This window comes from Acinetobacter sp. SM1B (assembly GCF_003289665.1).
Taxonomy (GTDB): Bacteria; Pseudomonadota; Gammaproteobacteria; order Pseudomonadales; family Moraxellaceae; genus Acinetobacter; species Acinetobacter schindleri.
In genome coordinates this window covers 837,097-860,076 of the sequence record NZ_QMBM01000001.1, presented here as the reverse complement: position 1 = coordinate 860,076, position 22,980 = coordinate 837,097, and the positions used below count along the sequence as shown (strand labels likewise).

21 protein-coding genes, 1 tRNA gene and 1 pseudogene are annotated in these 22,980 nt (G+C 42.5%); 13 read left to right on the top strand and 10 right to left on the bottom strand.

What is annotated here, in order from left to right; translation table 11 throughout:
- Positions 1–186: 186 nt before the first annotated feature.
- A pseudogene (locus C8322_RS04075) lies at positions 187–1,788 on the bottom strand (isocitrate lyase).
- A gap of 675 nt (positions 1,789–2,463) precedes the next feature.
- On the opposite strand from C8322_RS04075, the gene C8322_RS04070 reads away from it, so the two are divergent.
- The 3 genes from C8322_RS04070 to C8322_RS04060 all read left to right on the top strand — a co-directional run bounded on the left by C8322_RS04070 (position 2,464) and on the right by C8322_RS04060 (position 6,491).
- The gene (locus C8322_RS04070) at positions 2,464–3,453 is read left to right on the top strand and encodes a LysR family transcriptional regulator (RefSeq protein WP_004814962.1); all 990 of its coding nucleotides are present in this window, start codon (positions 2,464–2,466) and stop codon (positions 3,451–3,453) included.
- Positions 3,454–3,580: 127 nt separating this feature from the next.
- The gene (locus C8322_RS04065) at positions 3,581–4,909 is read left to right on the top strand and encodes a hemolysin family protein (protein ID WP_103799944.1); all 1,329 of its coding nucleotides are present in this window, start codon (positions 3,581–3,583) and stop codon (positions 4,907–4,909) included.
- Positions 4,910–5,150: 241 nt separating this feature from the next.
- Entirely contained in the window at positions 5,151–6,491 is a 1,341-nt protein-coding gene (locus tag C8322_RS04060; protein WP_076753941.1) for a CitMHS family transporter, read from the top strand.
- A gap of 51 nt (positions 6,492–6,542) precedes the next feature.
- Here C8322_RS04060 and C8322_RS04055 read toward each other — a convergent pair whose 3' ends face one another.
- The gene (locus C8322_RS04055; protein WP_004814957.1) at positions 6,543–7,049 is read right to left on the bottom strand and encodes a hypothetical protein; all 507 of its coding nucleotides are present in this window, start codon (positions 7,047–7,049) and stop codon (positions 6,543–6,545) included.
- A gap of 174 nt (positions 7,050–7,223) precedes the next feature.
- Between C8322_RS04055 and C8322_RS04050 the strand changes: the two genes are divergently transcribed.
- The 3 genes from C8322_RS04050 to C8322_RS04040 all read left to right on the top strand — a co-directional run bounded on the left by C8322_RS04050 (position 7,224) and on the right by C8322_RS04040 (position 8,966).
- On the top strand, positions 7,224–7,952 hold the full coding sequence (locus C8322_RS04050) for a hypothetical protein (protein WP_004814955.1): 729 nt from the start codon (positions 7,224–7,226) through the stop codon (positions 7,950–7,952).
- Between the two features lie 146 nt (positions 7,953–8,098).
- Positions 8,099–8,184 (top strand) — tRNA-Leu (locus C8322_RS04045).
- A gap of 92 nt (positions 8,185–8,276) precedes the next feature.
- Positions 8,277–8,966 carry a hypothetical protein gene (locus C8322_RS04040; RefSeq protein WP_071320252.1) on the top strand — a complete coding sequence of 230 codons (690 nt, stop codon included), beginning with the start codon at positions 8,277–8,279 and terminating at the stop codon, positions 8,964–8,966.
- Positions 8,967–8,996: 30 nt separating this feature from the next.
- On the opposite strand, the gene C8322_RS04035 is transcribed toward C8322_RS04040, so the two are convergent.
- The 5 genes from C8322_RS04035 to rlmE form a co-directional block, all read right to left on the bottom strand.
- On the bottom strand, positions 8,997–9,311 hold the full coding sequence (locus C8322_RS04035; RefSeq protein WP_103799939.1) for a DUF5713 family protein: 315 nt from the start codon (positions 9,309–9,311) through the stop codon (positions 8,997–8,999).
- Positions 9,312–9,416: 105 nt separating this feature from the next.
- Positions 9,417–10,271, bottom strand: a complete 855-nt coding sequence (gene folP, locus C8322_RS04030) for a dihydropteroate synthase (RefSeq protein ID WP_004814950.1) — start codon at positions 10,269–10,271, stop codon at positions 9,417–9,419.
- Between the two features lie 76 nt (positions 10,272–10,347).
- Positions 10,348–10,962, bottom strand: a complete 615-nt coding sequence (locus tag C8322_RS04025) for a GNAT family N-acetyltransferase (RefSeq protein WP_103799940.1) — start codon at positions 10,960–10,962, stop codon at positions 10,348–10,350.
- Between the two features lie 108 nt (positions 10,963–11,070).
- A complete protein-coding gene (gene ftsH, locus C8322_RS04020) occupies positions 11,071–12,960 on the bottom strand; it encodes an ATP-dependent zinc metalloprotease FtsH (protein WP_103799941.1) in 1,890 nt (629 codons plus the stop codon).
- 129 nt (positions 12,961–13,089) lie between these two features.
- Entirely contained in the window at positions 13,090–13,740 is a 651-nt protein-coding gene (gene rlmE / locus C8322_RS04015) for a 23S rRNA (uridine(2552)-2'-O)-methyltransferase RlmE (protein ID WP_048882412.1), read from the bottom strand.
- Between the two features lie 196 nt (positions 13,741–13,936).
- Here rlmE and yhbY point away from each other — a divergent pair, with 196 nt between their 5' ends.
- Positions 13,937–14,260: a ribosome assembly RNA-binding protein YhbY gene (gene yhbY / locus C8322_RS04010; RefSeq protein ID WP_004814942.1), complete on the top strand. Its 324-nt coding sequence runs from the start codon at positions 13,937–13,939 to the stop codon at positions 14,258–14,260.
- A gap of 11 nt (positions 14,261–14,271) precedes the next feature.
- Positions 14,272–14,811: a DOMON-like domain-containing protein gene (locus tag C8322_RS04005; RefSeq protein ID WP_008305680.1), complete on the top strand. Its 540-nt coding sequence runs from the start codon at positions 14,272–14,274 to the stop codon at positions 14,809–14,811.
- Between the two features lie 102 nt (positions 14,812–14,913).
- On the opposite strand, the gene C8322_RS04000 is transcribed toward C8322_RS04005, so the two are convergent.
- Together C8322_RS04000 and C8322_RS03995 are read right to left on the bottom strand one after the other, a co-directional pair.
- Positions 14,914–15,135 (bottom strand): hypothetical protein, encoded by a 222-nt coding sequence (locus C8322_RS04000; protein ID WP_004892004.1) that lies wholly within the window; start codon positions 15,133–15,135, stop codon positions 14,914–14,916.
- 100 nt (positions 15,136–15,235) lie between these two features.
- Positions 15,236–15,727: a hypothetical protein gene (locus C8322_RS03995; RefSeq protein WP_004814935.1), complete on the bottom strand. Its 492-nt coding sequence runs from the start codon at positions 15,725–15,727 to the stop codon at positions 15,236–15,238.
- Positions 15,728–16,035: 308 nt separating this feature from the next.
- Between C8322_RS03995 and carA the strand changes: the two genes are divergently transcribed.
- The 3 genes from carA to greA all read left to right on the top strand — a co-directional run bounded on the left by carA (position 16,036) and on the right by greA (position 20,996).
- Positions 16,036–17,178: a glutamine-hydrolyzing carbamoyl-phosphate synthase small subunit gene (gene carA / locus C8322_RS03990; RefSeq protein WP_004814933.1), complete on the top strand. Its 1,143-nt coding sequence runs from the start codon at positions 16,036–16,038 to the stop codon at positions 17,176–17,178.
- Positions 17,179–17,191: 13 nt separating this feature from the next.
- Positions 17,192–20,422, top strand: coding sequence for a carbamoyl-phosphate synthase large subunit (gene carB, locus C8322_RS03985; protein WP_008305092.1), 3,231 nt, complete (start codon positions 17,192–17,194; stop codon positions 20,420–20,422).
- Between the two features lie 97 nt (positions 20,423–20,519).
- Complete coding sequence (gene greA, locus C8322_RS03980) at positions 20,520–20,996, top strand: transcription elongation factor GreA (protein WP_005222895.1); 477 nt, start codon at positions 20,520–20,522, stop codon at positions 20,994–20,996.
- A 79-nt stretch (positions 20,997–21,075) separates the two neighbouring features.
- Here greA and C8322_RS03975 read toward each other — a convergent pair whose 3' ends face one another.
- Positions 21,076–21,657: a TetR/AcrR family transcriptional regulator gene (locus tag C8322_RS03975; RefSeq protein ID WP_008305090.1), complete on the bottom strand. Its 582-nt coding sequence runs from the start codon at positions 21,655–21,657 to the stop codon at positions 21,076–21,078.
- Positions 21,658–21,798: 141 nt separating this feature from the next.
- Here C8322_RS03975 and C8322_RS03970 point away from each other — a divergent pair, with 141 nt between their 5' ends.
- Together C8322_RS03970 and C8322_RS03965 are read left to right on the top strand one after the other, a co-directional pair.
- A complete protein-coding gene (locus tag C8322_RS03970; protein WP_008305088.1) occupies positions 21,799–22,194 on the top strand; it encodes a RidA family protein in 396 nt (131 codons plus the stop codon).
- A 107-nt stretch (positions 22,195–22,301) separates the two neighbouring features.
- Complete coding sequence (locus tag C8322_RS03965; RefSeq protein WP_103799942.1) at positions 22,302–22,928, top strand: CatB-related O-acetyltransferase; 627 nt, start codon at positions 22,302–22,304, stop codon at positions 22,926–22,928.
- Positions 22,929–22,980 lie beyond the last annotated feature (52 nt).

Here is a 22,980-nt window from a genome sequence, read left to right as displayed (position 1 = left end):
TTCAAGCAGTGGCATTGAAATTACAAGGCTTGATCACAGAAAAACATGTATAAAATTAAATCATGAAGAAAATATGAAGATTTTTCCTTTCATCTAGCTGTTTCAACAATTTATAGGGTTATTCATTTTATTTTAGGTATAAAAAAACCCTGCTTGCGCAGGGTCTTCTTTGAATCAGTTCAGTGCTTATGCAGAGAATTGGTTCATTGTGTTTTTCGCATCGTCACCCGCTTTAAGCGCGTTGTCACCAGCGAAGATTTCTTTGTGGTCGTCACCGATGTCAGAACCCGCCATTGCTTGGTGTTTCACACAAGCGATACCGCCACGGATTTCTTTACGTTGTACGCCAGCAACATAAGCCAACATACCTTCAGAACCGAAGTAACCTTGAGCAAGCTCGTGAGTAGAAAGCGCAGCTGTGTGGTAAGTCGGTAGAGTGATCAAGTGGTGGAATACACCTGCTTCACGAGAAGCATCTGCCTGGAATGTACGAACTTTCTCGTCAGCTTCAGCAGCCAATTCAGTGTTGTCGTACTCAGCACTCATTAGTTTAGCGCGGTCGTATGCAGATACGTCTTTACCTTCAGCAACCCAACGGTCGTACGCTTGTTGACGGAAGTTTAAAGTCCAGTTGAACGATGGAGAGTTGTTGTAAACAAGTTTCGCATTTGGAACAACTTCTTTAACACGGTTAACCATGTGAGCGATTTCAGCTACGTTTGGAGTCGCAGTTTCGATCCAAAGAAGGTCAGCACCGTTTTGAAGGCTAGTTACACAGTCAAGTACAACGCGGTCGATTTGAGTGCCTTCGCGGAACTGGTACAGACCAGAAGCAAGACGTTTTGGACGGTGAAGTTTGCCATCACGTTTGATCAGGATTTCGTCTTCTTGCGCTTCTGAAATGTCAATTTCAGTTGTATCTAAGTAGCTGATGTATTGAGAAGCGATGTCACCTGGCTCTTTAACCACTGGGATTTTTTGAGTCAAGTCAGCGCCTTCAGAGTCAGTACGTGCAACGATGATACCGTCGTCTAGACCCATTTCCAGGAATGCATAGCGAAGCGCGTGGATTTTCGCGATGAAGTCTTCGTGTGGAACAGTTACTTTACCAGCTTGGTGACCACATTGTTTCGCGTCAGACACCTGGTTTTCGATTTGAAGTGCACAAGCACCCGCTTCGATCATTTTCTACGCTAGTAAGTAAGTTGCTTCTTCGTTACCGAAACCAGCGTCGATGTCCGCAATGATTGGCACAACGTGAGTTTGGAAGTTGTCGATTTGAGAAGTGATTTCAGCAGCTTTAGCAGTGTCACCAGCTTCTTGAGCTTTTTTAAGTGAACGGAACAGGTCGTTCAATTCTTTCGCGTCAGCTTGACGTAAGAATGTGTAGATTTCTTCAATCAATGCAGGAACAGAAGTTTTTTCGTGCATAGATTGGTCAGGAAGTGGACCGAACTCTGAACGAAGTGCTGCAACCATCCAACCAGAAAGGTAGATGTAGCGACGTTCAGTTGTACCGAAGTATTTTTTGTTCGCAATCATTTTTTGTTGTGCGATGAAACCGTGCCAGCAACCCAGAGATTGAGTGTATTTGCTAGAGTCAGCATCATAAGCAGCCATATCACGACGCATAATTGCTGCTGTGTATTTTGCAATGTCTAAACCTGTTTTGAAACGGTTCTGAAGTTGCATACGCGCAGCATCTTCAGGACTGATGTCTGCCCAAGTGTTGCCGAATTTCGCTTTTAATTCGCGGATTGCATCAATCGCTGTTTGATATGTAGTCATGATATATTCCTGTAATAATATTAGGATTTTTCTGCAACGTTGTTCTAAAATCAGACCCTCAAAACTTTGTTTAGATTTTAGTCAGCTCGTTGCGATGTATAGAGATTAGATGCAATAAAAAAATTAATCCAATATTCTGCAAGAATTATCACTATTTATTTAAAAAATATGTAGATGAAAGTCTAATTATATATTGATTACTTTTATATAAATTATTGTATTTAATAGTTTATTTTTAAATTTTTAAAATTTATTTTTGTCTAAAATTTCAGCTTCTTGAATATAAAATATTCATTAGACTTAAGTCTTGACTCGCTTGATGACCTGACTTTTTTGGTCTTTTTTGCCAGTCTTCCTTTATATTTCCGATAAACTGGATTAATGCAAAACTATATATTTCACATAATTTATCTACTATTAATCATTGACTCATTTCTTGTCTTGAAATCATTTTCACTTGCCCTGTTTTAACTAAAAATAGGCATCCAGTTTGATCCTGTAATTGACCAATTTGACAGACAGAATCCAGACTCGATTTATGTACACCCCTTGTTTGAAAATGAATAAAAACTGTTATAAATTCGGTGGCTTTTTTTTCATCGGTCACGTACACAAGCCGCAGTACTTATGGCATAATCACTATAATTTCATGATTTTATTTTCGGTATTTTTTTTATGAATCTGGAGCGGGTCGATCTCAATCTATTAATTTATCTTGATGTACTTCTTCGCGAAAAAAATGTCACACGTGCAGCTGAGCAACTTGGCGTGACCCAGCCTGCCATGAGTAACATTTTGCGTCGTCTGCGCAATTTATTTAATGATCCCCTCCTGATCCGTTCTTCTGAAGGGATGACACCGACTGAACGTGCACTCGAACTGCAGCCACGTATTCGCGATGCCCTGTCTGATCTGTCCATGATTCTGGAACCCCGTACCGAGTTCCGCCCTTATACCTCAAATCGTGTGTTCCGTATCATGACTTCAGATTATGCTGAAGCGACACTGGTACCGCGCCTGGTCAAAGCTTTACGCTCTGAAGCACCCAATGTTGTTCTGGACTTTCTGACACCTAGTGATGTGTCTTATCGTGACATGGAACAAGGTAAGGTTGACCTGGCGATTAACCGGTTTAATGAAATTCCGCAAAGTTTCCATCAGGTACTGGTGTGGCGTGACAGTTTTTCTTGTCTGTTAAATAATAAACATCCTGCTGCTGGTAACCTGAACCTGAAAAGCTATTTAGATGCACAGCATATCTGGGTATCTAAAACCGGCATGGGCGTGGGATTCGGGGTTAATCCTGAAAAGCAGGCCGGACTTGGCTGGATTGATCAGGCGCTGGAACGTATTGGGCAAAAACGTAAGATTTCAGTATTTACCCGTCACTATCAGATGCCGGGACTTTTGGCGTCAAATGTAGATCTGGTAGCAACGCTACCAACCCGTATTGCCCGCCTGCAAGCCAAGAACCATAATTTGCTACTTAAAGATCCACCCTTCTATATTCCTGAATTTGAACTGAAGATGGCATGGTGTCCATTACTGCATCATCATCCGGCACATCGCTGGTTGCGTCAGCTGATTCTGTATGTAGCGCGCCAGATGATTGAAGAGGAGAATCGTGAATTTATGCAGAATAATTCGCAATTTTCACCTTATTAAAATGAATTTCACATAAATTATTATTTTTTAAGCTTATACTGTAAGGACTTGAGATCTGTTTTTACACCTCAAGTCCTTTTTTGTGTTAAAAATATTCCAAGATAATATCAATCCACAGGTGGATTACGTGAGCCTCTTTCAAAACATCGTGATTATCTTAATACTCATCGCGGGGGCTGGTTTTTTATCACTGACTGAAATCGCACTCGCAGGTGCCCGTAAGGTCAAACTTAAAATTTTGGCCGAATCAGGCGACGTCCGTGCCCAGAAAGTGCTGGATTTGCAGGAAAACTCAGCAGACTTCTTTGCTGCCTCCCAAATTGGCTTAAATGCTGTCGCCATTCTCGGCGGTATTCTGGGTGAAGGGGCTTTCCGTCCTTATATCGCCGAATTTGTCTCGCATATATATGATGGTCCTTGGACCGAGAACATCAGCTTTGCCTTATCTTTCACTCTGGTGACTTCATTATTCATTCTGTTTGCCGATCTGATGCCAAAACGCCTGGCAATGATTGCACCGGAAAAAATTTCAGTCGCAGTTATCAACCCGATTCAAATTTTTATTAAAATCTGCAAGCCGTTGGCTTGGATAATTAATGCCATTGCCAATCTGTTGTTCCGGTTATTCAAAGTCAATACGATCCGGGATGACAATATCACCTTTGCAGATATTTCTGCGGTGATGGATGCCGGTGCTCAGGCTGGCGTACTACAAAAGCAGGAACACCACTTTATTGAAAACGTGTTTGAACTTGAAGAACGTAATGTTCCTTCCAGTATGACCACACGTGAAAATGTGGTGTTCTTTACCCTGACTGAAGCTGAAGACAGTATTCGTCAAAAGCTGGCGCAATATCCTTATTCCAAATTTCTGGTCTGTAATGAAAATATCGACCAGGTAATTGGCTATGTCGATGCCAAAGACATTCTGGTCCGTATTCTCAACAACCAGAAAATCAATCAGCTGAATGAATCTACCATTCGTAATGTGTTGATGATTCCGGACACTCTGACCTTATCCGAACTTCTGGACCGCTTCCGTTCGAGCAAAGAAAAGTTTGCAGTGGTCATTAACGAATATGCACTGGTCGTGGGTGTGATTACCCTGTCTGACATCATGATTACCGTAATGGGTGACTGGGTAACACCAATGGAAGAAGATCAGCAGATCTTTAAACGTGATGCTGATTCATGGCTGATTGAAGGCAGTACGCCAATTGAAGACATGAAACATGCCTTAGGCATTGATGAAATGCCAGATGAAGAAAATTATGAAACGCTGGCTGGTTTTATGATGTACAAGCTGCGCAAGATTCCACGCCCTGCTGATATTGTAATTTTTGGCGGCTATAAGTTTGAAGTTGTGGATGTGGATCACTTTAAAATTGATCAGCTTTTGGTTACCCGCTTACTTCAAGACCATAAAGAATCTGAAACATCTGATTCTGAAGAATAAGTTGATTAATATTTCTTTTTCTAAAGCCTTACATGAACGTAAGGCTTTTTTTATTACATATCAGAAATGCTGATCCATACTTATCATGCATTTCACCATACTTTATGGATATATATTATTTATTAGAAAAATAGAATAAAAAATACCATTTGTTAAATAATATTTAAAAAATGGGTTGAATTGAATAGTATCAAGTTCACTTGAATATTAAATAAAACTATCACACTCAAAGGACTGATCCATGCTGACTATTTTAGGCTTAGGCATGATTATTTGCTTTATGTATTTAATCATGTCCAAGCGTTTGAGCGCGCTCGTAGCTTTAACTTTAATACCTATTCTTTTTGCTCTCATTACTTACGCATTAAGCTTTTTTGTCGACAGTCTAGCAGGATTTAATATTTCAGAATTAGGCCCCATGATGATGGAGGGGATCAAAAAACTTGCCCCGACGGGTGTCATGCTGTTATTTGCGATTCTGTATTTTGCCATCATGATTGATACAGGCTTGTTTGACCCATCGGTAAAATGGATTTTAAAACAGGTCAAAGGGGATCCCCTCAAAGTGACTTTAGGCACGATTACCTTAACGTTGATTGTGTCATTAGATGGCGATGGTTCTACCACTTATATGATCTGTGTCGCTGCGATGCTACCCTTATATAAACGCATAGGTATGAGCCCATTGATCATGGCATGTTTAATGATGCTCGCCAGTGGCATTATGAACTTAACCCCTTGGGGTGGACCAACAGCACGTGCTGCAACTGCACTGCATGTCGATCCAAACGATGTTTTTGTACCGATGCTGTTCCCGATGTTTGTAGCCATTATCTGGTTATATTTCTTGGGCTTTATGTATGGTCGTATGGAGCGTAAACGCATTGGTATTGTTGAGCTGGATATTAGCCATGGTGACAATATTCAAATCTCGCAAGTCCCTGAAGCCAACCGCCATCATTTACGTACCTTCAATGCTTTGCTTACACTCGGCTTGATGATTACGCTGGTGATGGGCATTCTACCCGCTCCAATATTATTCATGGTGGCACTGTGTATTGCTTTAATTGTGAATTATCCAGATTTGGATATGCAAAAGCGCTTGGTGGGTAACCACTCTGCAAGTGCTTTGGCAGTCGTAGGTATTATCTTCGCCGCAGGTATTTTTACAGGAATTCTGTCAGGTACAGGCATGGTTGATGCCATGTCCAAGCAATTGGTCGAGATTATTCCTGAAAGTATGGGACCTTATCTGGCACCAATCACCGCAGTGATCAGTATGCCATTAACCTTCTTTATGTCGAATGATGCGTTCTATTTTGGTGTCTTACCTGTGTTATCGGAAGCTGCCGGACATTATGGTATTACTCCAGCAGAAATGGCACGTGCCTCAATTGTTGGGCAACCTGTGCATTTACTTTCACCCTTGGTACCATCTACTTACTTATTATGTGGACTGGCGGGAATCAATTTTGGTGAACATCAAGAATTTACCATTAAATGGGCAGTAATTACCTGTTTAGTGATGTTGGTGACTGCTGTCATCTTCGGTATTTTCCCACTCTATTCAACACTTGGGTAAAGATTTTTCCATAAAAAAGAGCATCCAAGGATGCTCTTTTTTTAGCGCTGTTTAGAAATTTTCAAGTAAAGCATCTAATACTGCCTGGTAGTGAATACGAATATCATCTTCCAGAATTTTATAGGCATTATCGAACTGCACCATTGGCCAGCCTTCTTTCCAGAATGGGAAAATATTATGCAGGTCATGCGTCACGATTGCATCTTCACGCACAATAGCCTGCGCGATCTGTGCCAATACAAATGCAGTTTCCGCACCATCAATCGCCAGGTAATCAATACCACGCGCCTTTAAAATACGGATACGGTCTTTCTTGTAACGAATCTTTTTGATCTGAGCTTCATTCAAATGAAGCGCGATAGACACTGCTTCAACAAATTTTTCTTCAAATGACTGATGCAATCTAACCAGCGCCTGTTTATGCGCTTCCTGACGACCCGCTTTACCACCCTGACGAATAGCTTCTTTCGCTTCGGTATCTAATTCATCGTTTTTCATTGCCTGTAACAGGTCCAGAATTTCGATGTCGCTTAAAGTCTCAGGAGATTGATCAGTCATGAACTGCCCTTACAAATAATATTTACAATAGGCTATTTTCGCATAATTCCCGGACAAAAAGACAAAATCCTGCTGCAAGTGAGATGATTTAATTGCGCATTGCAATTTTTCGGAAAAATTCAGCAATTTACTTTATAGTAATCTTACTCATCCATCTCCTGCCCGACTTCATACATGCAAAACCAACAAGTCAATGTGCTGCTTCAGCAACTTCAGCGGCTCTATCCAGCGGCTTTTAAGCACAATTACCTGTTTTATAGTCAGATCAAGACCAGAGGTGTACTGGATGACCGTCGTGAATTTATTCCTTGGCTATTGGCGAGCATGATTTTTGTGCCAATCAGTTTCGTACTGAAAGATATTTTCCTGAGTAATTTTACTGAGCTGAGTAACTTTCAGGCACAAGCCTATGCCATTCTGGCAATTCTTTTATTCTTGATGGTGATTGTCCCTTTGGTCATTAAACAGATTCGACATTCTTCGCATTCACTTTATCAACTATTACGACATAGTCCTGTCAAGCTTGCTGTAATCGTCATTCTGTCTGCCCTGAATATTCAATTTTTACAAAGTCAGTTTGTGATGTGGGCGCTCCTGTTCTTTGGTGTCAGTTTTGGCTTTGTGCGTTTTTATAAGGAAAATCTGTTTCGTCAAAACAGTCAGGACAGTGAATATTATCAGCTGCATCAACTGCGTCGTGTGTGTTTCTGGGCATACAAACAAAGCCTGAGAACCCGATTAAAACTCTATATGACTTCGGCTCAAAGTCCTGAATATGAAGTACTCAAGCGTCAGCTAAACCGCTATGCCGACCTATATAGCCAGTTATTCAAATCTGAACACCAGTACTGTAAAAGCATTAAACATATTGATGTGGACAGTTATCTGGATGAAATGCTGTAAATCGATTAATTTATTGAAATTTAAAGCTTTGAATAACATCAGCTTTGCTTTCTTTTAAATTTTAATGGCTAAATTGCCTGAAAATAAAACAAATAATAAGAAATCATCTTGCCAAGTTCTCGCTGCTCATCTATGATGGCGCGCATGCCCGAGTGGTGAAATCGGTAGACACAGGGGATTTAAAATCCCCCGCCCACAAAGCGTGCCAGTTCGAGTCTGGCCTCGGGCACCATTTTGATTCAGTTTAAAATGGTGCAAATGCAGAAACCCAGCAATGAGCTGGTTTTTTTGTGCCTGAAATTTATAAATAGAGTGTGCCTCCTCATGTCCGCACCCCGCTCTTTCGATCTAGCCAGATTACAGTTACGCCATCCTGATGCATTCTTTTGCAGACTTAGCTATAGCCGCTATAAATATTTGAATCAAACCATTGATCCGTATTTATATTTGCGTATCGGGATTTTGATGCTGATTACAGCATTTTGTGGTCTGTGCTTTTCCCTGCCTTTTTATCCAGACTTTATGGATTCAAAGAATCAGGCCATTAGTGCAGGTACGATCGTACTTATTAGTATGCTCTATCCTTATATCTGGCGTGCCCAGTTTCAGGCCAAGTACAGTTCTGTACGCTACGCAAAGCGCTTGCAATCCTGTTTATATATTCAAACCCTGATTGTTGTTCTGTCACTGATCAATTACCAGTATTTTCATTCAGCGTTCATTGCTTTACCTTGCCTGGGTCTACTTGCCTTCAGCAGTTTTGTAGCGGTGTTAATTGAGCCCGGCTTTAGAAGTTCTACCCGCAGCACCCTGCTGGTACGTTTGCAGCACATCCGTCAATTGGCTTACTGGTCTTATCAACAGTCGCAAAGTAAAGAGCCAGAACCTGTGCCACTGCAAAAGGATTTAAAAAAATATTATCTGGAATTACATCAACGCTGCATGCAGGAAGAACAGAAACTCCTAAATGAAATTCATTATAAAAATTTCAAAGAAGCATTTTTAGATCATTAAAAAAAAGCCCTGTAAAAAACAGGGCTTTTTTCACCATTCACGAGTCGCGACCAGCTCTTCCATTTCAACTTCGAAGTATCCCTGTTCCTGTACCACCATCATCATGGCTTCAGTAATATAATCTGCTGCGGTATCATCTAAAGAGGAATCCAGGTCTTCGAACTGCGGTTTCATTTCATTGATTTCTGCCACAGTCGCATTGGCAAACTGATAAATCTCGTATTCAGATAAACCAGATTTTGTCACCTTTTTGGCAAAACGTTCGATGTGCTGCTTTACTTCAGCAACCAGAATATCGGGATAATATTCATCATCGAACATTGGGAGAAGTAAATCTGCAAACATTACAGGCACTCTAAAACTATAACTAAAAATTAAGCGTGCCCTATATACCATATTGCCGCTTAAAAGCCAAACAGCACGCCGCCTAACATGCAATCTAGCCAATAATTAAACCGCGGCTTGCATTGCCTTCCAGACCTTAATCGCATCTGCTGTCGCTTTAACATCATGTACACGTACCATGCAGGCACCTTGTTGAATACTTAGCAAGTGTGCTGCTACTGACCCCACTGCGCGTTCTACGGCTTCTGCTCCATCCAGCACCTGTCCAATAAAGCGTTTACGTGACAACGCCGACAATATTGGATAACCAAGTTGAGTTAGTTTGTACAATTCATTCAGTAGTTTCAGGTTCTGTTCAGCATTTTTGGCAAATCCAAAACCGGGATCAATCATAATGTGCTCAGCTTTCACCCCGGCATCTAAAGCATCCTGCACGCGCTGTTTTAATTCCGCAATGACATCAAGCGTGACATCTTGATACTGATCCAGATTATTCATCGTAGTAGGTTCACCACGCATATGCATAATAATGACCGGAATATCCAACTCAGCAGCAGTTAGCAAGGCATTCGGTCGTGTCAGTGCACGAACATCATTCCAGATATGTGCTCCAGCTTTCACTGCAGCCTTAATCACTTCTGGCTGGGAAGTATCAATTGAAATCACGACATTGTGCTTGGCCAGTTCTTCAACCACAGGCACTACACGGCGAATTTCTTCTTTTACTTCAACCGCCGATGCACCCGGACGGGTCGACTCGCCACCCACATCAATAACTGTTGCACCTTCTGCCATCATTTCTAATGCACGCGCTACTGCAGCATCTTGAGAATTATGTTTGCCCCCATCACTAAATGAATCCGGTGTAACATTCAGAATTCCCATCACATGCGGCTGGGACAGATCCAGTGTTAAGTGTTCAAATGTCCATACGCGTGGTAATAACGGCATCAGCTGCATGTTTTCATCCTAAATCCAATAACTAGCGTATTGTCGTATGGATAGCGATATAAAGCAAAGCTGAAACAAGCCAGAATTAAATTTCAAACTGCGGTTTATTTGAGCATTGCATAAGCTTAGATTGTAACTGTGATTTTACCTCTACCCATTCACTTCTTAAAATACTATAGATATAGCTATCCCGCACTGTCTGACCATCTTTACGCAACATATGACATCGAATGATGCCATCCCGTTTAGCTCCTAGAGCTTCAATGGCTTTTTGACTTTTTAGATTCAGATGATCCGTACGAAAGCCTACTACCCGAGCATTAAGCTCTTCAAAGGCATGACTTAAAAGAAGATATTTACAGACCCGATTCACATAGGTACGCTGATAACGCTGTGCATACCAGGTATAACCAATATCCACACGTGGAATTTCAGGCTTGATATCATGATAACTGGTGGTTCCAATCGCTCGACCCGCTGTTAAATCAATCACAGCAAAAGCCATCCTTGTACCCTGAGCTTGTTGAACCAAAGCTTGCTGTACATATTGTTTTAATTCGCTTAAGTAAGGTACAGAATTATAAAGCACTTCGCCCAAATCTCCTTCAGCACAAGCTGCTTCTAAATCTGTAAAATGCTTCCAAGTCAGCGCTTCTAAACGTAACTGATAAATACGGGATTCCAAAACAGGTATTGTCATTTTTATTTTTGCTCATTGGTTTTTTATAGCTGAATATAGCATCACGCCAAAACAATCCAAATCATTGCCATAAAAAAACCACCCGAAGGTGGTTTTTTTATTTTCTGCTTAATTGGCTGGTAATGGCGGAGGAGTCAACGGCCCATCCTTCGGTGTTACATCAATTACAGGATTATCTGAAACATAGACCTTAGGTGGCTTAGGCTCACGACCTTCCATAATGTCTCGGATTTGCTCGCGATCAATTGTTTCCCATTCCATTAACGCTTTCACCATGGCATGCGCGATATCTTTGTTATTTTCCAGAATATCACGAGCCACTTTATATTGCTCATCGATGATACGGCGTACTTCAGCATCAACCTGCTGTTGAGTCGCTTCAGAAATCGTACGACTGCCAATGCTGCCCATAAATGACTGTTGCGAGTCATCTTCATAGACCATTACGCCTAACTTGTCAGACATACCGTATTTGGTCACCATCGCACGCGCAACTTTGGTTGCACGTTCAAAGTCATTTGAGGCACCAGTCGACATCTGGTTAATAAAGACTTCTTCTGCAATACGACCACCGAACAAGATCGAAATATCATTCAGCATTTTATCTTTGTAATGGCTGGTCTGGTCAAACTCAGGCAACTGCCAGGTTACACCTAATGCCCAACCACGCGGCATGATCGTTACTTTATGCACAGGATCAGTACCTGGCAGCATTTCTGCAACAATTGCGTGCCCTGCTTCATGGTAAGCCGTAGCAAGACGCTCTTCTTCACGAAGTACCATCGATTTACGTTCAGGACCCATATACAGCTTGTCTTTAGCATCTTCAAAGTCATGCATGTCGACAGTATTCTTGTTACGACGTGCCGCGAATAATGCTGCTTCGTTTACAAGGTTTGCCAACTGCGCACCAGAGAAACCAGGAGTACCACGAGCCAGGACTTTCACATCCACACCCGTTGTAGACGGCAGTTTCTTCAAGTGAACATTCAGGATTTGCTCACGGCCTTTAATGTCTGGCAAGCCAACCATCACTTGACGGTCAAAACGACCTGGACGAAGTAAGGCTTTATCCAGTACATCAGCACGGTTAGTTGCCGCGATGACGATAATCCCTTCATTGCCTTCGAAACCGTCCATTTCAACCAGCATCTGGTTGAGGGTCTGTTCACGTTCATCGTGACCACCGCCTGTACCTGAACCACGGTGACGACCGACAGCATCAATCTCATCGATGAAGATGATACATGGCGCATGGCGTTTCGCCTGTTCGAACATGTCACGTACACGAGATGCACCGACACCCACGAACATTTCTACGAAGTCAGAACCGGAAATACTGAAAAATGGAACTTTCGCTTCACCTGCAATCGCTTTTGCAAGCAGGGTTTTACCCGTACCCGGAGGACCCACCATCAGGACGCCCTTAGGAATAGTTGCACCCAAACGTTTGAATTTCGCAGGATCTTTCAGGAAGTCAACGATTTCCACGACTTCCTGTTTTGCTTCATCACAACCCGCAACATCAGTAAAGGTAACTTTAATCTGGTCTTCAGACAGCATTTTCGCCTTCGACTTACCAAAGCTCATCGGGCCGTTCTTGCCGCCTGCACCGCCACCCATGTTGCGCATAAAGAACATGAATAACAAAATGATTAAGAGCACAGGGAAACTTGCAATCAGCAACTGCATCAACAAGCCTTGGCGTTGTGGTGCAGTACCTTCAACAACCACATTGTTCTTGATGAGATTTGGCATCAGTTCAGGATCCTGAACTGCCGGACGAATACTTTCAAACTCGGAACCGTTTGATTTCTCACCACGAATTCTTTCGCCATCTATTGTCACTTGCTTAATCTGGCCGTCATTCACCGCTGCAACAAACTCTGAATAGTTCATTGTTGTCGGCTGATTGCGATCACTGACGTTGCTGAAGATGAGCACCAGCACACCCAGTATCACGAGCCACAATACGGCATTCTTAAAAAGATCGCTCAAAGCTTTATTCCCATTTCCAATCTAATTTGATCATGCCCTCGCGGGTGACCTGAATTTCCAAGTTTGTTCAACTTGCAATTATTAAAAACGTACAAAATGCACAATTTTTAGCGTGTTGGCAAGTAGACTTTATTTAGAAGCCTTCTTGCGCCCCTGCCCCACCAGAAAGACTTCTTTCGAGCGAGCACGCGATGCAGCAGGTTTTACCGTTTTCAGAACATCAAAACTATTAACAACTTCCTTACGGAATTCATCAAAGCCAGTGCCCTGGAAGACTTTAACAATAAACTGACCTTTAGGACCTAAAACCTTGTTGGCAAAGTCAAGGGCCAGTTCACAGAGATAGATCTGACGCGGTTGATCTACAGCCTTATTACCTGATGTATTGGGGGCCATATCGGAAATTACAACGTCTACCGTACGTCCATCTAAAATATTTAACAATTTATCGAACACTTCCTGCTCACGAAAGTCACCTTGCAGGAAGGTCACATCTGGCAGTGCATCCATTTCCAGGATATCCGATGCGATCACCAGACCTTTAGAACCGACCAGTTTACCAGCAATTTGCGACCAGCTTCCTGGCGCTGCGCCCAGATCGACAACCGTCATACCTGGTTTGATAATGCCGTATTTTTCTTGAATCTCAAGAAGTTTATACGCTGCACGTGCCCGATAACCTTCTTTTTGCGCTTTCTTCACATAAAAGTCATCGAGATGCTCTCTCATCCACGCACGACTACTTTTGGATAACTTCTGGTTGGTAATGCGTGTTGCCATAACTCTCTAAATAAAAAAAACTTCCAATTATTAATTGTACGTGAAAAACACATGATTTGCAGTATTGATCTGTATCTAAATCTAAGACAGTTGGTTGGATTTTTTATGTGATGGCACCGATTATTTCCTGAGAATATAAAGCGTTTGTTTTTTGCTTTTGCTATACTAAGCCGTTTTAAAAATCAGGTTATCTCTCATGGCGTCTTTATCTATTCAGGAACGTAAACGTTTACGTCAAATCGGACATGCATTAAACCCGGTGGTAATGCTTGGTGACAAAGGCCTGACTGAAAATGTGATCGAAGAACTTGAGCGTGCGCTTAACGACCACGAACTGATTAAAGTGAAAGTTGTGGCTGAAGATCGTGAAGCACGTGCTGTTCTCATTACTGAGATTGTTGAAGCAACAGGTGCTGAAATCGTACAAACCATTGGTAAAATCGCGTTGCTTTACAAAAAAGCGCCGAAACAGAACCAAAAACTGTCTAACCTTGTTCGCTTTGCGCACTTGTCTAACTAAGTTCAGGATCTATGGCTAGTTACGAACTGAATGCATTCGATCGTCGTTTTCAGGCGATCTCGCTGGTCGGCGCGATTGAACAGCAAGGTCCCTCCACATTGAATGTGGGTTTTTGGCTACGTGATCCGAACCAGTATGTGCTTTGGCCAGAACTGGTCGCAGCACATCCCCGTCAGGACTTCCTCTGGGAACAGACGTGTTTTGAAATTTTTATTGGGGTAAAGGAAGAGGATTTTTATCGCGAAATCAATCTCTCTCCTTCTCAGGCCTGGCAAGCCTATCAGTTTGAAGAATACCGTTATCCGGAAGAAATGCCGCCACAAGCGGCTTATGATATCGACCTGAATCAGCTCAAGCGTACCCATTATGGACTCAATGTCAGCCTGGATCTAACCGACTTCATGGCCCTGAACAAGCTAAAATGGACTGATCTGTTCCTTGGCTTGTCTGCTGTATTGAAAACCTCACAAGGCGATCAATACTATGCCATGCAGCACAGCAGTCCACAGGCAGACTTTCATAACAAGCGTGACTGGTTACATGTGTTCTAGGATGTAAATACTCTCCTGTAATACACAAATGATAAAAATATAAAAACGTGAGGCTCATCGGTCTCACGTTTTTTATTTTGCCTGAAGTTCAGGGTAAGTAGATTAGTGATGTAGTCTTGCATTTCTCTGTACTGCTGTCACAGCAGCGTAAAAAATCAGAATCATAGTAATCGCAATAATGGAAACTGCGGCCTGTAAAACACTGAAATAGCTAAAACTCAGTATTACCATGGCAAGATAGGCTAGACGGCTTTTCCAGGTTTCAAGATTTAAAACCATGATCAAGGCAAGTAGCAATATTGCCGCTATAAGATGATGTTGCATCATGACCCCCTATTTTTGATTTATGAGTCAGTGTTGCGTCTAATACGAAAGGAGAACATAGATGCTCCCCTTCGGCTGCTTTTTTTGTTTTGTTGCTTGTTTAACTTTTTAGATCAGTTTCTTTTTCTTCGGTTTCTCCTTTTACAACGACGGGTTTAACTTTTTTCAAAACTTCAATCGTACTGTCTTTAGAGCGTTTTAGGGTATCTGCCAGATGATCCTTATGCTTGGTTGAAATCTGGGTGACATCTTCTTTTAATTCTTTACCGAGTTTCGATAGATCATCAATGACCGCATTAAATTCGGTTTTGATAAAGCTGGTCAGTTCATTCAACTCTTTTTGTGAGCCAAACAACTGCTCTTTCAGGGTATCGATGCGCTGTAGTAAATCCTGTTTAAACTGGGTCAGCTGATCAGTCACAGTATTGCTCAGTTTTTTTACTTCAGCTTCAATATTTTCTTTGCTTTCGCCAAGCGTTTCCACTGCCTGCTCTTTCGCCTCTATTGCTGCTTTTTCAAGCTGCTCGGCAGTTTCAGTGACAACGACATTCAGATTTTTTTTAGATGTTGTAGTTTTAGTTGTGGTAGCCATGTCTTTTGCCTTTAGTTATGTTTTGACGCTTTCATATTAGTAAATTCGATAAAATTTAAGACTTGATTTGTCTGACAATTATTAAATGGTTACATTTTTCAACATTGATCATGAAACAGACTTTCAAGCAAAAAGCAAGCCATTTATCTCATACTTTTGCGGCAAAGCTATTGGACTTAGCAGGTGTTACTGCGTATAATGCCGTGTTAAGTTCAAGCGAGCAGACATAGGAGGGTAGGTTTAAAAATTAACCTTCCTTTTTTTTCGTCTACTCGCTTTTTTACAGCCTAAATTTCAGGAGCTTTGGTTTGAGCACCCCAGCAATTTTAGCCCTTGCCGACGGAACTATCTTTAAAGGTACTTCGATTGGCGCATCGGGTTGTACGACTGGTGAAGTCGTTTTCAACACTGCCATGACTGGCTATCAAGAAATTTTGACTGATCCAAGTTATGCACAGCAGCTTGTAACTTTAACTTACCCACATATCGGTAATACGGGTTGCAACGAAGAAGACGCAGAATCAGGTCGTATTCATAAAGTATGGGCAAACGGTTTAATTATCCGTGACCTTCCTTTATTACACAGTAACTTCCGTGCTGAACAATCACTAGGTGAATATCTAGAACAGCACAATGTAGTGGCTATTGCTGACATCGACACGCGACGATTAACTCGAATTTTGCGTGATAAAGGTGCACAAAACGGTTGTATCCTTGCAGGCGAAAACATCACTGAAGAAGAAGCACTTGAAAAAGCACGCGCATTCGGTGGTCTGAATGGTTTAGACCTTGCAAAAGAATGCTGTGATCCTGAAGGTTTTGAATGGACTGAAGGTTCATGGACTTTAGGTAAAGGCTTCGCTCAACCAGAATTTAAATTCCATGTTGTTGCATACGATTACGGTGTCAAAACCAACATCTTACGTATGCTTGCAGATCGCGGTTGTAAATTGACCGTTGTGCCTGCGCAAACTCCTGCTGCTGATGTACTTGCACTGAATCCAGATGGCGTGTTCCTGTCGAACGGCCCTGGCGATCCAGCTGCATGTGACTACGCAATTGAAGCTGTAAAAACAATTGTAGAAGATGCCCGCAATATTCCTGTATTCGGGATTTGCCTAGGTCATCAGATTCTTGCGCTTGCAAGCGGTGCCAAGACTGTGAAAATGCCTCACGGCCATCACGGTGCCAACCATCCTGTACAAAACATTGAAACTGGTACAGTGATGATTACTTCTCAAAACCACGGCTTCGCAGTGGATGAAAGCACCTTGCCTGCGGTATTGCGTGTGACTCATCGCTCACTGTTTGATGGTACTAACCAAGGTATTCATCGCACAGACAAACCTGCGTTCAGCTTCCAGGGTCACCCTGAAGCAAGCCCTGGTCCACATGACTGCGCACCATTGTTCGATCATTTCATCGAACTTATCGAAGCATCTAAGAAGTAATTAAGGAAGCATCATGGCTAAACGTACAGACATTAAAAGCATCTTAATTATCGGTGCTGGTCCTATTGTGATTGGTCAGGCGTGTGAGTTTGACTATTCAGGCGCGCAAGCGTGTAAAGCGCTTCGTGAAGAAGGCTACCGTGTTATTTTGGTGAACTCTAACCCGGCAACCATTATGACTGACCCTGCAATGGCAGATGCAACGTATATCGAACCGATTACCTGGCAGACTGTTGCAGCAATCATTGAGAAAGAACGTCCAGACGCAGTTCTTCCTACAATGGGTGGTCAAACAGCATTGAACTGTGCCCTTGCCCTTGATGAGCACGGCATTTTAGAAAAATTCAATGTTGAACTGATCGGTGCGACCAAAGAAGCAATTGAAAAAGCTGAAGACCGTAAACTGTTCGACCAGGCAATGCGTAAAATTGGTCTTGAATGTCCAAAAGCAGACATTGCCGAATCAATGGAAGAAGCTTTAGAGATTCAAGCACGCTTCGGCTTCCCTGTGATTATCCGTCCATCATTCACCATGGGTGGTTCAGGCGGCGGTATCGCATACAACAAAGAAGAATTCATTGAAATCTGTGAACGCGGTTTCGATCTTTCTCCAACCAAACAGTTATTGATCGATGAATCATTAATTGGCTGGAAAGAATACGAAATGGAAGTTGTTCGTGACAAAAACGACAATTGTATCATTGTATGTACCATTGAAAACTTCGACCCAATGGGCGTGCACACAGGTGACTCGATCACTGTTGCGCCTGCACAAACGCTTACAGATAAAGAATTCCAGTTACTACGTAACGCTTCTCTAGCTGTACTTCGTGAAATTGGTGTAGAAACAGGCGGTTCTAACGTTCAGTTCGGTATTAACCCGAAAGACGGCCGTATGGTTGTGATCGAGATGAACCCGCGTGTTTCTCGTTCATCTGCGCTTGCGTCTAAAGCAACTGGTTTCCCGATTGCTAAAATCGCTGCGAAACTGGCTGTGGGTTATACCCTTGATGAACTGAAAAATGACATCACTGGCGGTACGACTCCAGCATCTTTCGAACCTGCGATTGACTACGTTGTCACCAAGATTCCCCGTTTCAACTTCGAGAAATTCCCGCAAGCTGACGCAACTTTGACAACACAGATGAAATCTGTGGGTGAAGTGATGGCCATTGGTCGTAACTTCCAGGAGTCTATGCAAAAAGCACTTCGTGGTCTTGAAGTCGGTGCATCTGGCTTTGATGAAAAAATCGAAGCGGGTACTGAAGGCGCGCGTGAGAAAATTTTACAAGAGCTTAAAGTTCCAGGTCCTGAGCGTATCTGGTACGTGGGCGATGCATTCCGTCACGGCTTCACGCTTGATGAAGTCTTTGCTGCGACGAACATCGACCGTTGGTTCTTGATCCAAATCGAAGACATCATCAAAACTGAAAACCAGATCAAAACTTTAGGTTTTGGTGACTTGAATGCGGACAATATCCGTGGGTTCAAACGTAAAGGTTTATCAGATCTTCGCATTGCGAACTTGATGGGTATTTCACAAAAACAATTCCGTAAACACCGTTGGAACCTGGGCGTAACGCCAGTTTACAAACGTGTCGATACATGTGCTGCAGAATTCGAATCTGATACAGCTTACATGTATTCAACTTACGATGAAGAATGTGAAGCAAATCCATCGACTCGTGACAAGATCATGGTGATTGGTGGCGGTCCTAACCGTATCGGTCAAGGTATCGAATTCGATTACTGCTGTGTACACGCGGCGCTTGCAATGCGTGAAGACGGCTATGAAACCATCATAGTGAACTGTAACCCAGAAACAGTTTCTACGGATTACGACACATCTGACCGTTTGTACTTCGAACCAATTACACTTGAAGATGTGCTTGAAATCGTACGTATCGAGAAGCCAAAAGGCATTATCGTTCAGTATGGTGGTCAAACACCTTTGAAACTGGCTCGTGCTTTAGAAGAAGCGGGTGCGCCAATCATTGGTACATCTCCTGATGCGATTGACCGCGCAGAAGACCGTGAACGCTTCCAGCAAATGATTCAACGTCTGCAACTTCGTCAACCAAACAACAGCATCGTAAAATCTGCTGAAGAAGGTATGGCTGAAGCGTCTAAAGTAGGCTATCCACTTGTGGTACGTCCATCTTACGTCCTTGGTGGCCGTGCGATGGAAATCGTTTATAACGATGAAGAACTTAAACGCTACCTACGTGATGCAGTTCAAGCATCAAACGAAGCGCCTGTTCTGCTTGACCGTTTCCTGGATGATGCAATCGAAGTTGACGTAGACTGTGTCTCTGACGGTAAAGACGTTGTGATTGGCGGCATCATGCAGCATATTGAACAAGCAGGTATTCACTCAGGTGACTCAGCATGCTCGATTCCTCCTTATTCTCTGTCTAAAGAGATTCAGGACGAAATGCGTCGTCAAACAATTGCAATGGCAAAAGAACTTGGCGTAATTGGTCTAATGAACGTTCAGTTTGCGGTTAAAGGCGAAGACGTTTACATCCTGGAAGTGAACCCACGTGCATCACGTACTGTGCCGTTCGTTTCTAAGTGTATCGGCGAATCTTTAGCGAAAGTGGCTGCACGTTGTATGGCGGGTCAATCTCTAGAATCTCAAGGATTCACTTCAGAGATTATCCCTGAACACTTCTCTGTAAAAGAAGCAGTATTCCCATTCAACAAATTCCCTGGCGTTGACCCGATCCTTGGCCCTGAGATGAAATCTACAGGCGAAGTGATGGGTGTTGGTAAAACATTCGGTGAAGCATTTTATAAAGCTGTTCTAGGTGCGAACGAACGTCTACCTGGTCTTCCGACAGAAGGTGAAGTGAAACACGCATTCATTTCTGTACGTGACTCAGATAAACCTCGTGCAGCAGGTATTGCGAAACAATTGATTGACCTAGGCTTCAAGATTCTTGCAACTGATGGTACATTTAAAGTGATTAGCGAAGCTGGTCTTGAATGTGAACGCGTAAACAAAGTAACTGAAGGTCGTCCAAACATTGTGGACCGTATCAAAAACGGCGAAATCCACCTTGTAATCAATACGACTGAAGGTAAAAAAGCGCAGGAAGATTCATTCTCGATCCGTCGTTCAGCGCTTCAAGGTAAAGTGTATAACACAACTACCTTGAATGGTGCGGACGCAGTATGCCAAGCTTTAGCGATTAAATTGCCGATGGATGTATATCGTTTGCAAGATTTAACAGTAGGTTAATTCGTTACTGAGAAGTCCCGCCACCTTCTCGGTGGCGGGCTTTTTTTCATTTATACACTTTGTATTTTACTTACATACCTAATTTTGAGGGACAACTATGCAACGTTATCCTATGACTCCTGAAGGCAAACTTGCCTTGGAAAAAGAATTACATCAGCTAAAAACTGTTGATCGCCCGCGTATTACAGCCGCAATTGCTGAAGCACGTGAACATGGAGATCTAAAGGAAAATGCAGAGTATCATGCTGCACGTGAACAACAGGGCTTCTGTGAAGGTCGTATTCAGGACATCGAAGGTAAACTTGGTGCTTGCCAGGTGATTGATGTTAAAGCACTGGAACAAAACGGTCGTGTTGTATTTGGCGTGACAGTGACCATTGAAAATCTGGACACTGAAGAACAAAAAACTTACAAAATTGTGGGTGATGACGAAGCAGACTTTAAGATCAACAAGATCTCTGTGAACTCTCCGATCGCGCGTGGACTTTTAGGTAAAAACGAAGGCGACGAAGTGAAAATCGTGACACCACAAGGTGAAGTGGAATACGAAATTTCCAAAGTTGAATATATCTAATTTTTTATTTAGATATTTTTAGGCTGTAAGACCCCTCGCTTGAGGGGTTTTTTATTGATCCTGAAAATTTCTATCGATTTTATTTTAAGAAGCCAGAAGCCAATGCTTCAAATGCCTGTAAAGCCTCAGATAAAACCTGTGCAGGATCATCGCTGGATGCCACCCACAGTGCTGCATTCATTGCTGCGCCATTTAACAAGACCGCAGCAGCAAGCGCATCGACTGGTTTTAATCGACCTTCAGCCAGTAACTGTTCTACACATTCACGTGTTGATTGCAGGCATTTATTTTGACTTGGCCAATGTGCTGGATCACCCAGTATTGCCGGGCCATCGCGCAGCACAATCCGTTGAAACTCAGCATTTAGGGCATGTTCGATATAAGTGCGTCCTTCAAGCATCAATCCTTCCCAGAGATTATCAGGCTGCTCCAGATGTTGCTGGGCAGATGAAGCCATTTCTGAATCAATCTGATCGACCACCGCAGCAAATAAGCCCTTTTTATCACCAAAATGATGATATAGCGCACCACGGGTCAGCCCTGCTTCTGCTGTGAGTTTATCCATTGAAGTCTCTGCATAGCCATATTCCCCAAATGCACGGCGTGCCACTTGAATCAGTTTTTTACGGGTCTCGGCCATTTTTAATTCACGAACAGACATTTCTATTCCCACTTCAGCATTACAAAAATTTTAATTGACATACGCTACGTATGTCAATTATGTTTACATACGTAGCGTATGTGAAACTGCCAGACGCTTTAAGAAAAAATTTTCATAGTAATTTTTTTAAAGAGAATAGCCATGACTAGAACTGCAATATTTCCCCAAGACCGCCATGCCCTGTATGAACAACATGGTTATTCTGCTGCGATCAAATCGCAAGATTTACTGTTTGTTTCAGGTCAGGTCGGTAGCCGTGAAGATGGTTCTCCCGAACCAGATTTTGAAAAACAGGTAGAACGCGCTTTTCAAAATTTAGCTGCGACATTGGCAGCGGCTGGTTGTACTTTTGATGATATTATCGATGTCACCACTTTTCATACCGATCCTGAACAGCAGTTTGAAAGCATTATGAAAGTTAAAAACCAGATTTTTACCCAAAAGCCTTATCCGAACTGGACGGCTGTGGGCGTGACTTGGCTGGCTGGTTTTGATTTTGAAATTAAAGTCATTGCACGTATCCCTCAAAGCACTTAGATCAGCATTTACCTTAAAATTTTCTTCATGGACTAGATCGAGATTGTTGATTCAGCTTGCAGCGCAATTCGGTATAATGACCCATTCCTTATTGTTCTTGTCTCCCTATGTCCGAAAAGTTAATTAATTCGCCTGTGAATCATTGGTGTGAGTTCGAGTTTATCTCAAAAACCGTGAAGAACCCGAATATTCATATTAAAGGGAATTATTCCTACTATTCAGCCTATTGGGATCAGGGTTTTGAGCGTTGTGTTGTGCGTTATTTACATGATAAGCCTGCAACGCCTGAGAAGCCGATTGATCAGCTTTATATCGGCAATTTCGTCTGTTTTGGCGCAGAATGCGTGATTATGATGGGTAGCAACCAGTTGCACCGTATCGACTGGATTTCAGCGTTTCCGTTCGATACACGGGGTTTTGAGCTTGCGGGTGATACGATCATTGGTGATGGCTGCTGGATCGGCTCTCGTGCCATGATTATGCCGGGTGTAAAGCTTGGTGAAGGTGCTGTAGTCGCAACGGGGGCTGTCGTGACTGAAGATGTGCCACCTTATGCCGTGGTCGGTGGTGTACCTGCTAAAATTATTAAATACCGTTTCGCACAGGAAGATATAGACAAACTGCTTTCTCTTAAAATTTATGATATCGATGAAAAGCAGTTTTTAAAAATGCGTGAACAGTTGCAGATGGATGATGTTAAATCACTATTCCATCATGTACAAAATTTCATCTAAACATTAGATCTCTTTCATAAATCAAAAAACGATCTTCTTTTTGGTTAATATT

What these genes read in the sequence shown, in the direction of transcription:
- C8322_RS04070 (WP_004814962.1), top strand. Translation starts at nt 2,464, where the DNA reads ATGAATCTGGAGCGGGTCGATCTCAATCTATTAATTTATCTTGATGTA.
- C8322_RS04060 (WP_076753941.1), top strand. Translation starts at nt 5,151, where the DNA reads ATGCTGACTATTTTAGGCTTAGGCATGATTATTTGCTTTATGTATTTA.
- C8322_RS04055 (WP_004814957.1), bottom strand. Translation starts at nt 7,049, where the DNA reads ATGACTGATCAATCTCCTGAGACTTTAAGCGACATCGAAATTCTGGAC.
- C8322_RS04050 (WP_004814955.1), top strand. Translation starts at nt 7,224, where the DNA reads ATGCAAAACCAACAAGTCAATGTGCTGCTTCAGCAACTTCAGCGGCTC.
- C8322_RS04040 (WP_071320252.1), top strand. Translation starts at nt 8,277, where the DNA reads ATGTCCGCACCCCGCTCTTTCGATCTAGCCAGATTACAGTTACGCCAT.
- C8322_RS04035 (WP_103799939.1), bottom strand. Translation starts at nt 9,311, where the DNA reads ATGTTTGCAGATTTACTTCTCCCAATGTTCGATGATGAATATTATCCC.
- folP (WP_004814950.1), bottom strand. Translation starts at nt 10,271, where the DNA reads ATGCAGCTGATGCCGTTATTACCACGCGTATGGACATTTGAACACTTA.
- C8322_RS04025 (WP_103799940.1), bottom strand. Translation starts at nt 10,962, where the DNA reads ATGACAATACCTGTTTTGGAATCCCGTATTTATCAGTTACGTTTAGAA.
- rlmE (WP_048882412.1), bottom strand. Translation starts at nt 13,740, where the DNA reads ATGGCAACACGCATTACCAACCAGAAGTTATCCAAAAGTAGTCGTGCG.
- yhbY (WP_004814942.1), top strand. Translation starts at nt 13,937, where the DNA reads ATGGCGTCTTTATCTATTCAGGAACGTAAACGTTTACGTCAAATCGGA.
- C8322_RS04005 (WP_008305680.1), top strand. Translation starts at nt 14,272, where the DNA reads ATGGCTAGTTACGAACTGAATGCATTCGATCGTCGTTTTCAGGCGATC.
- C8322_RS04000 (WP_004892004.1), bottom strand. Translation starts at nt 15,135, where the DNA reads ATGCAACATCATCTTATAGCGGCAATATTGCTACTTGCCTTGATCATG.
- C8322_RS03995 (WP_004814935.1), bottom strand. Translation starts at nt 15,727, where the DNA reads ATGGCTACCACAACTAAAACTACAACATCTAAAAAAAATCTGAATGTC.
- carB (WP_008305092.1), top strand. Translation starts at nt 17,192, where the DNA reads ATGGCTAAACGTACAGACATTAAAAGCATCTTAATTATCGGTGCTGGT.
- greA (WP_005222895.1), top strand. Translation starts at nt 20,520, where the DNA reads ATGCAACGTTATCCTATGACTCCTGAAGGCAAACTTGCCTTGGAAAAA.
- C8322_RS03975 (WP_008305090.1), bottom strand. Translation starts at nt 21,657, where the DNA reads ATGTCTGTTCGTGAATTAAAAATGGCCGAGACCCGTAAAAAACTGATT.
- C8322_RS03970 (WP_008305088.1), top strand. Translation starts at nt 21,799, where the DNA reads ATGACTAGAACTGCAATATTTCCCCAAGACCGCCATGCCCTGTATGAA.
- C8322_RS03965 (WP_103799942.1), top strand. Translation starts at nt 22,302, where the DNA reads ATGTCCGAAAAGTTAATTAATTCGCCTGTGAATCATTGGTGTGAGTTC.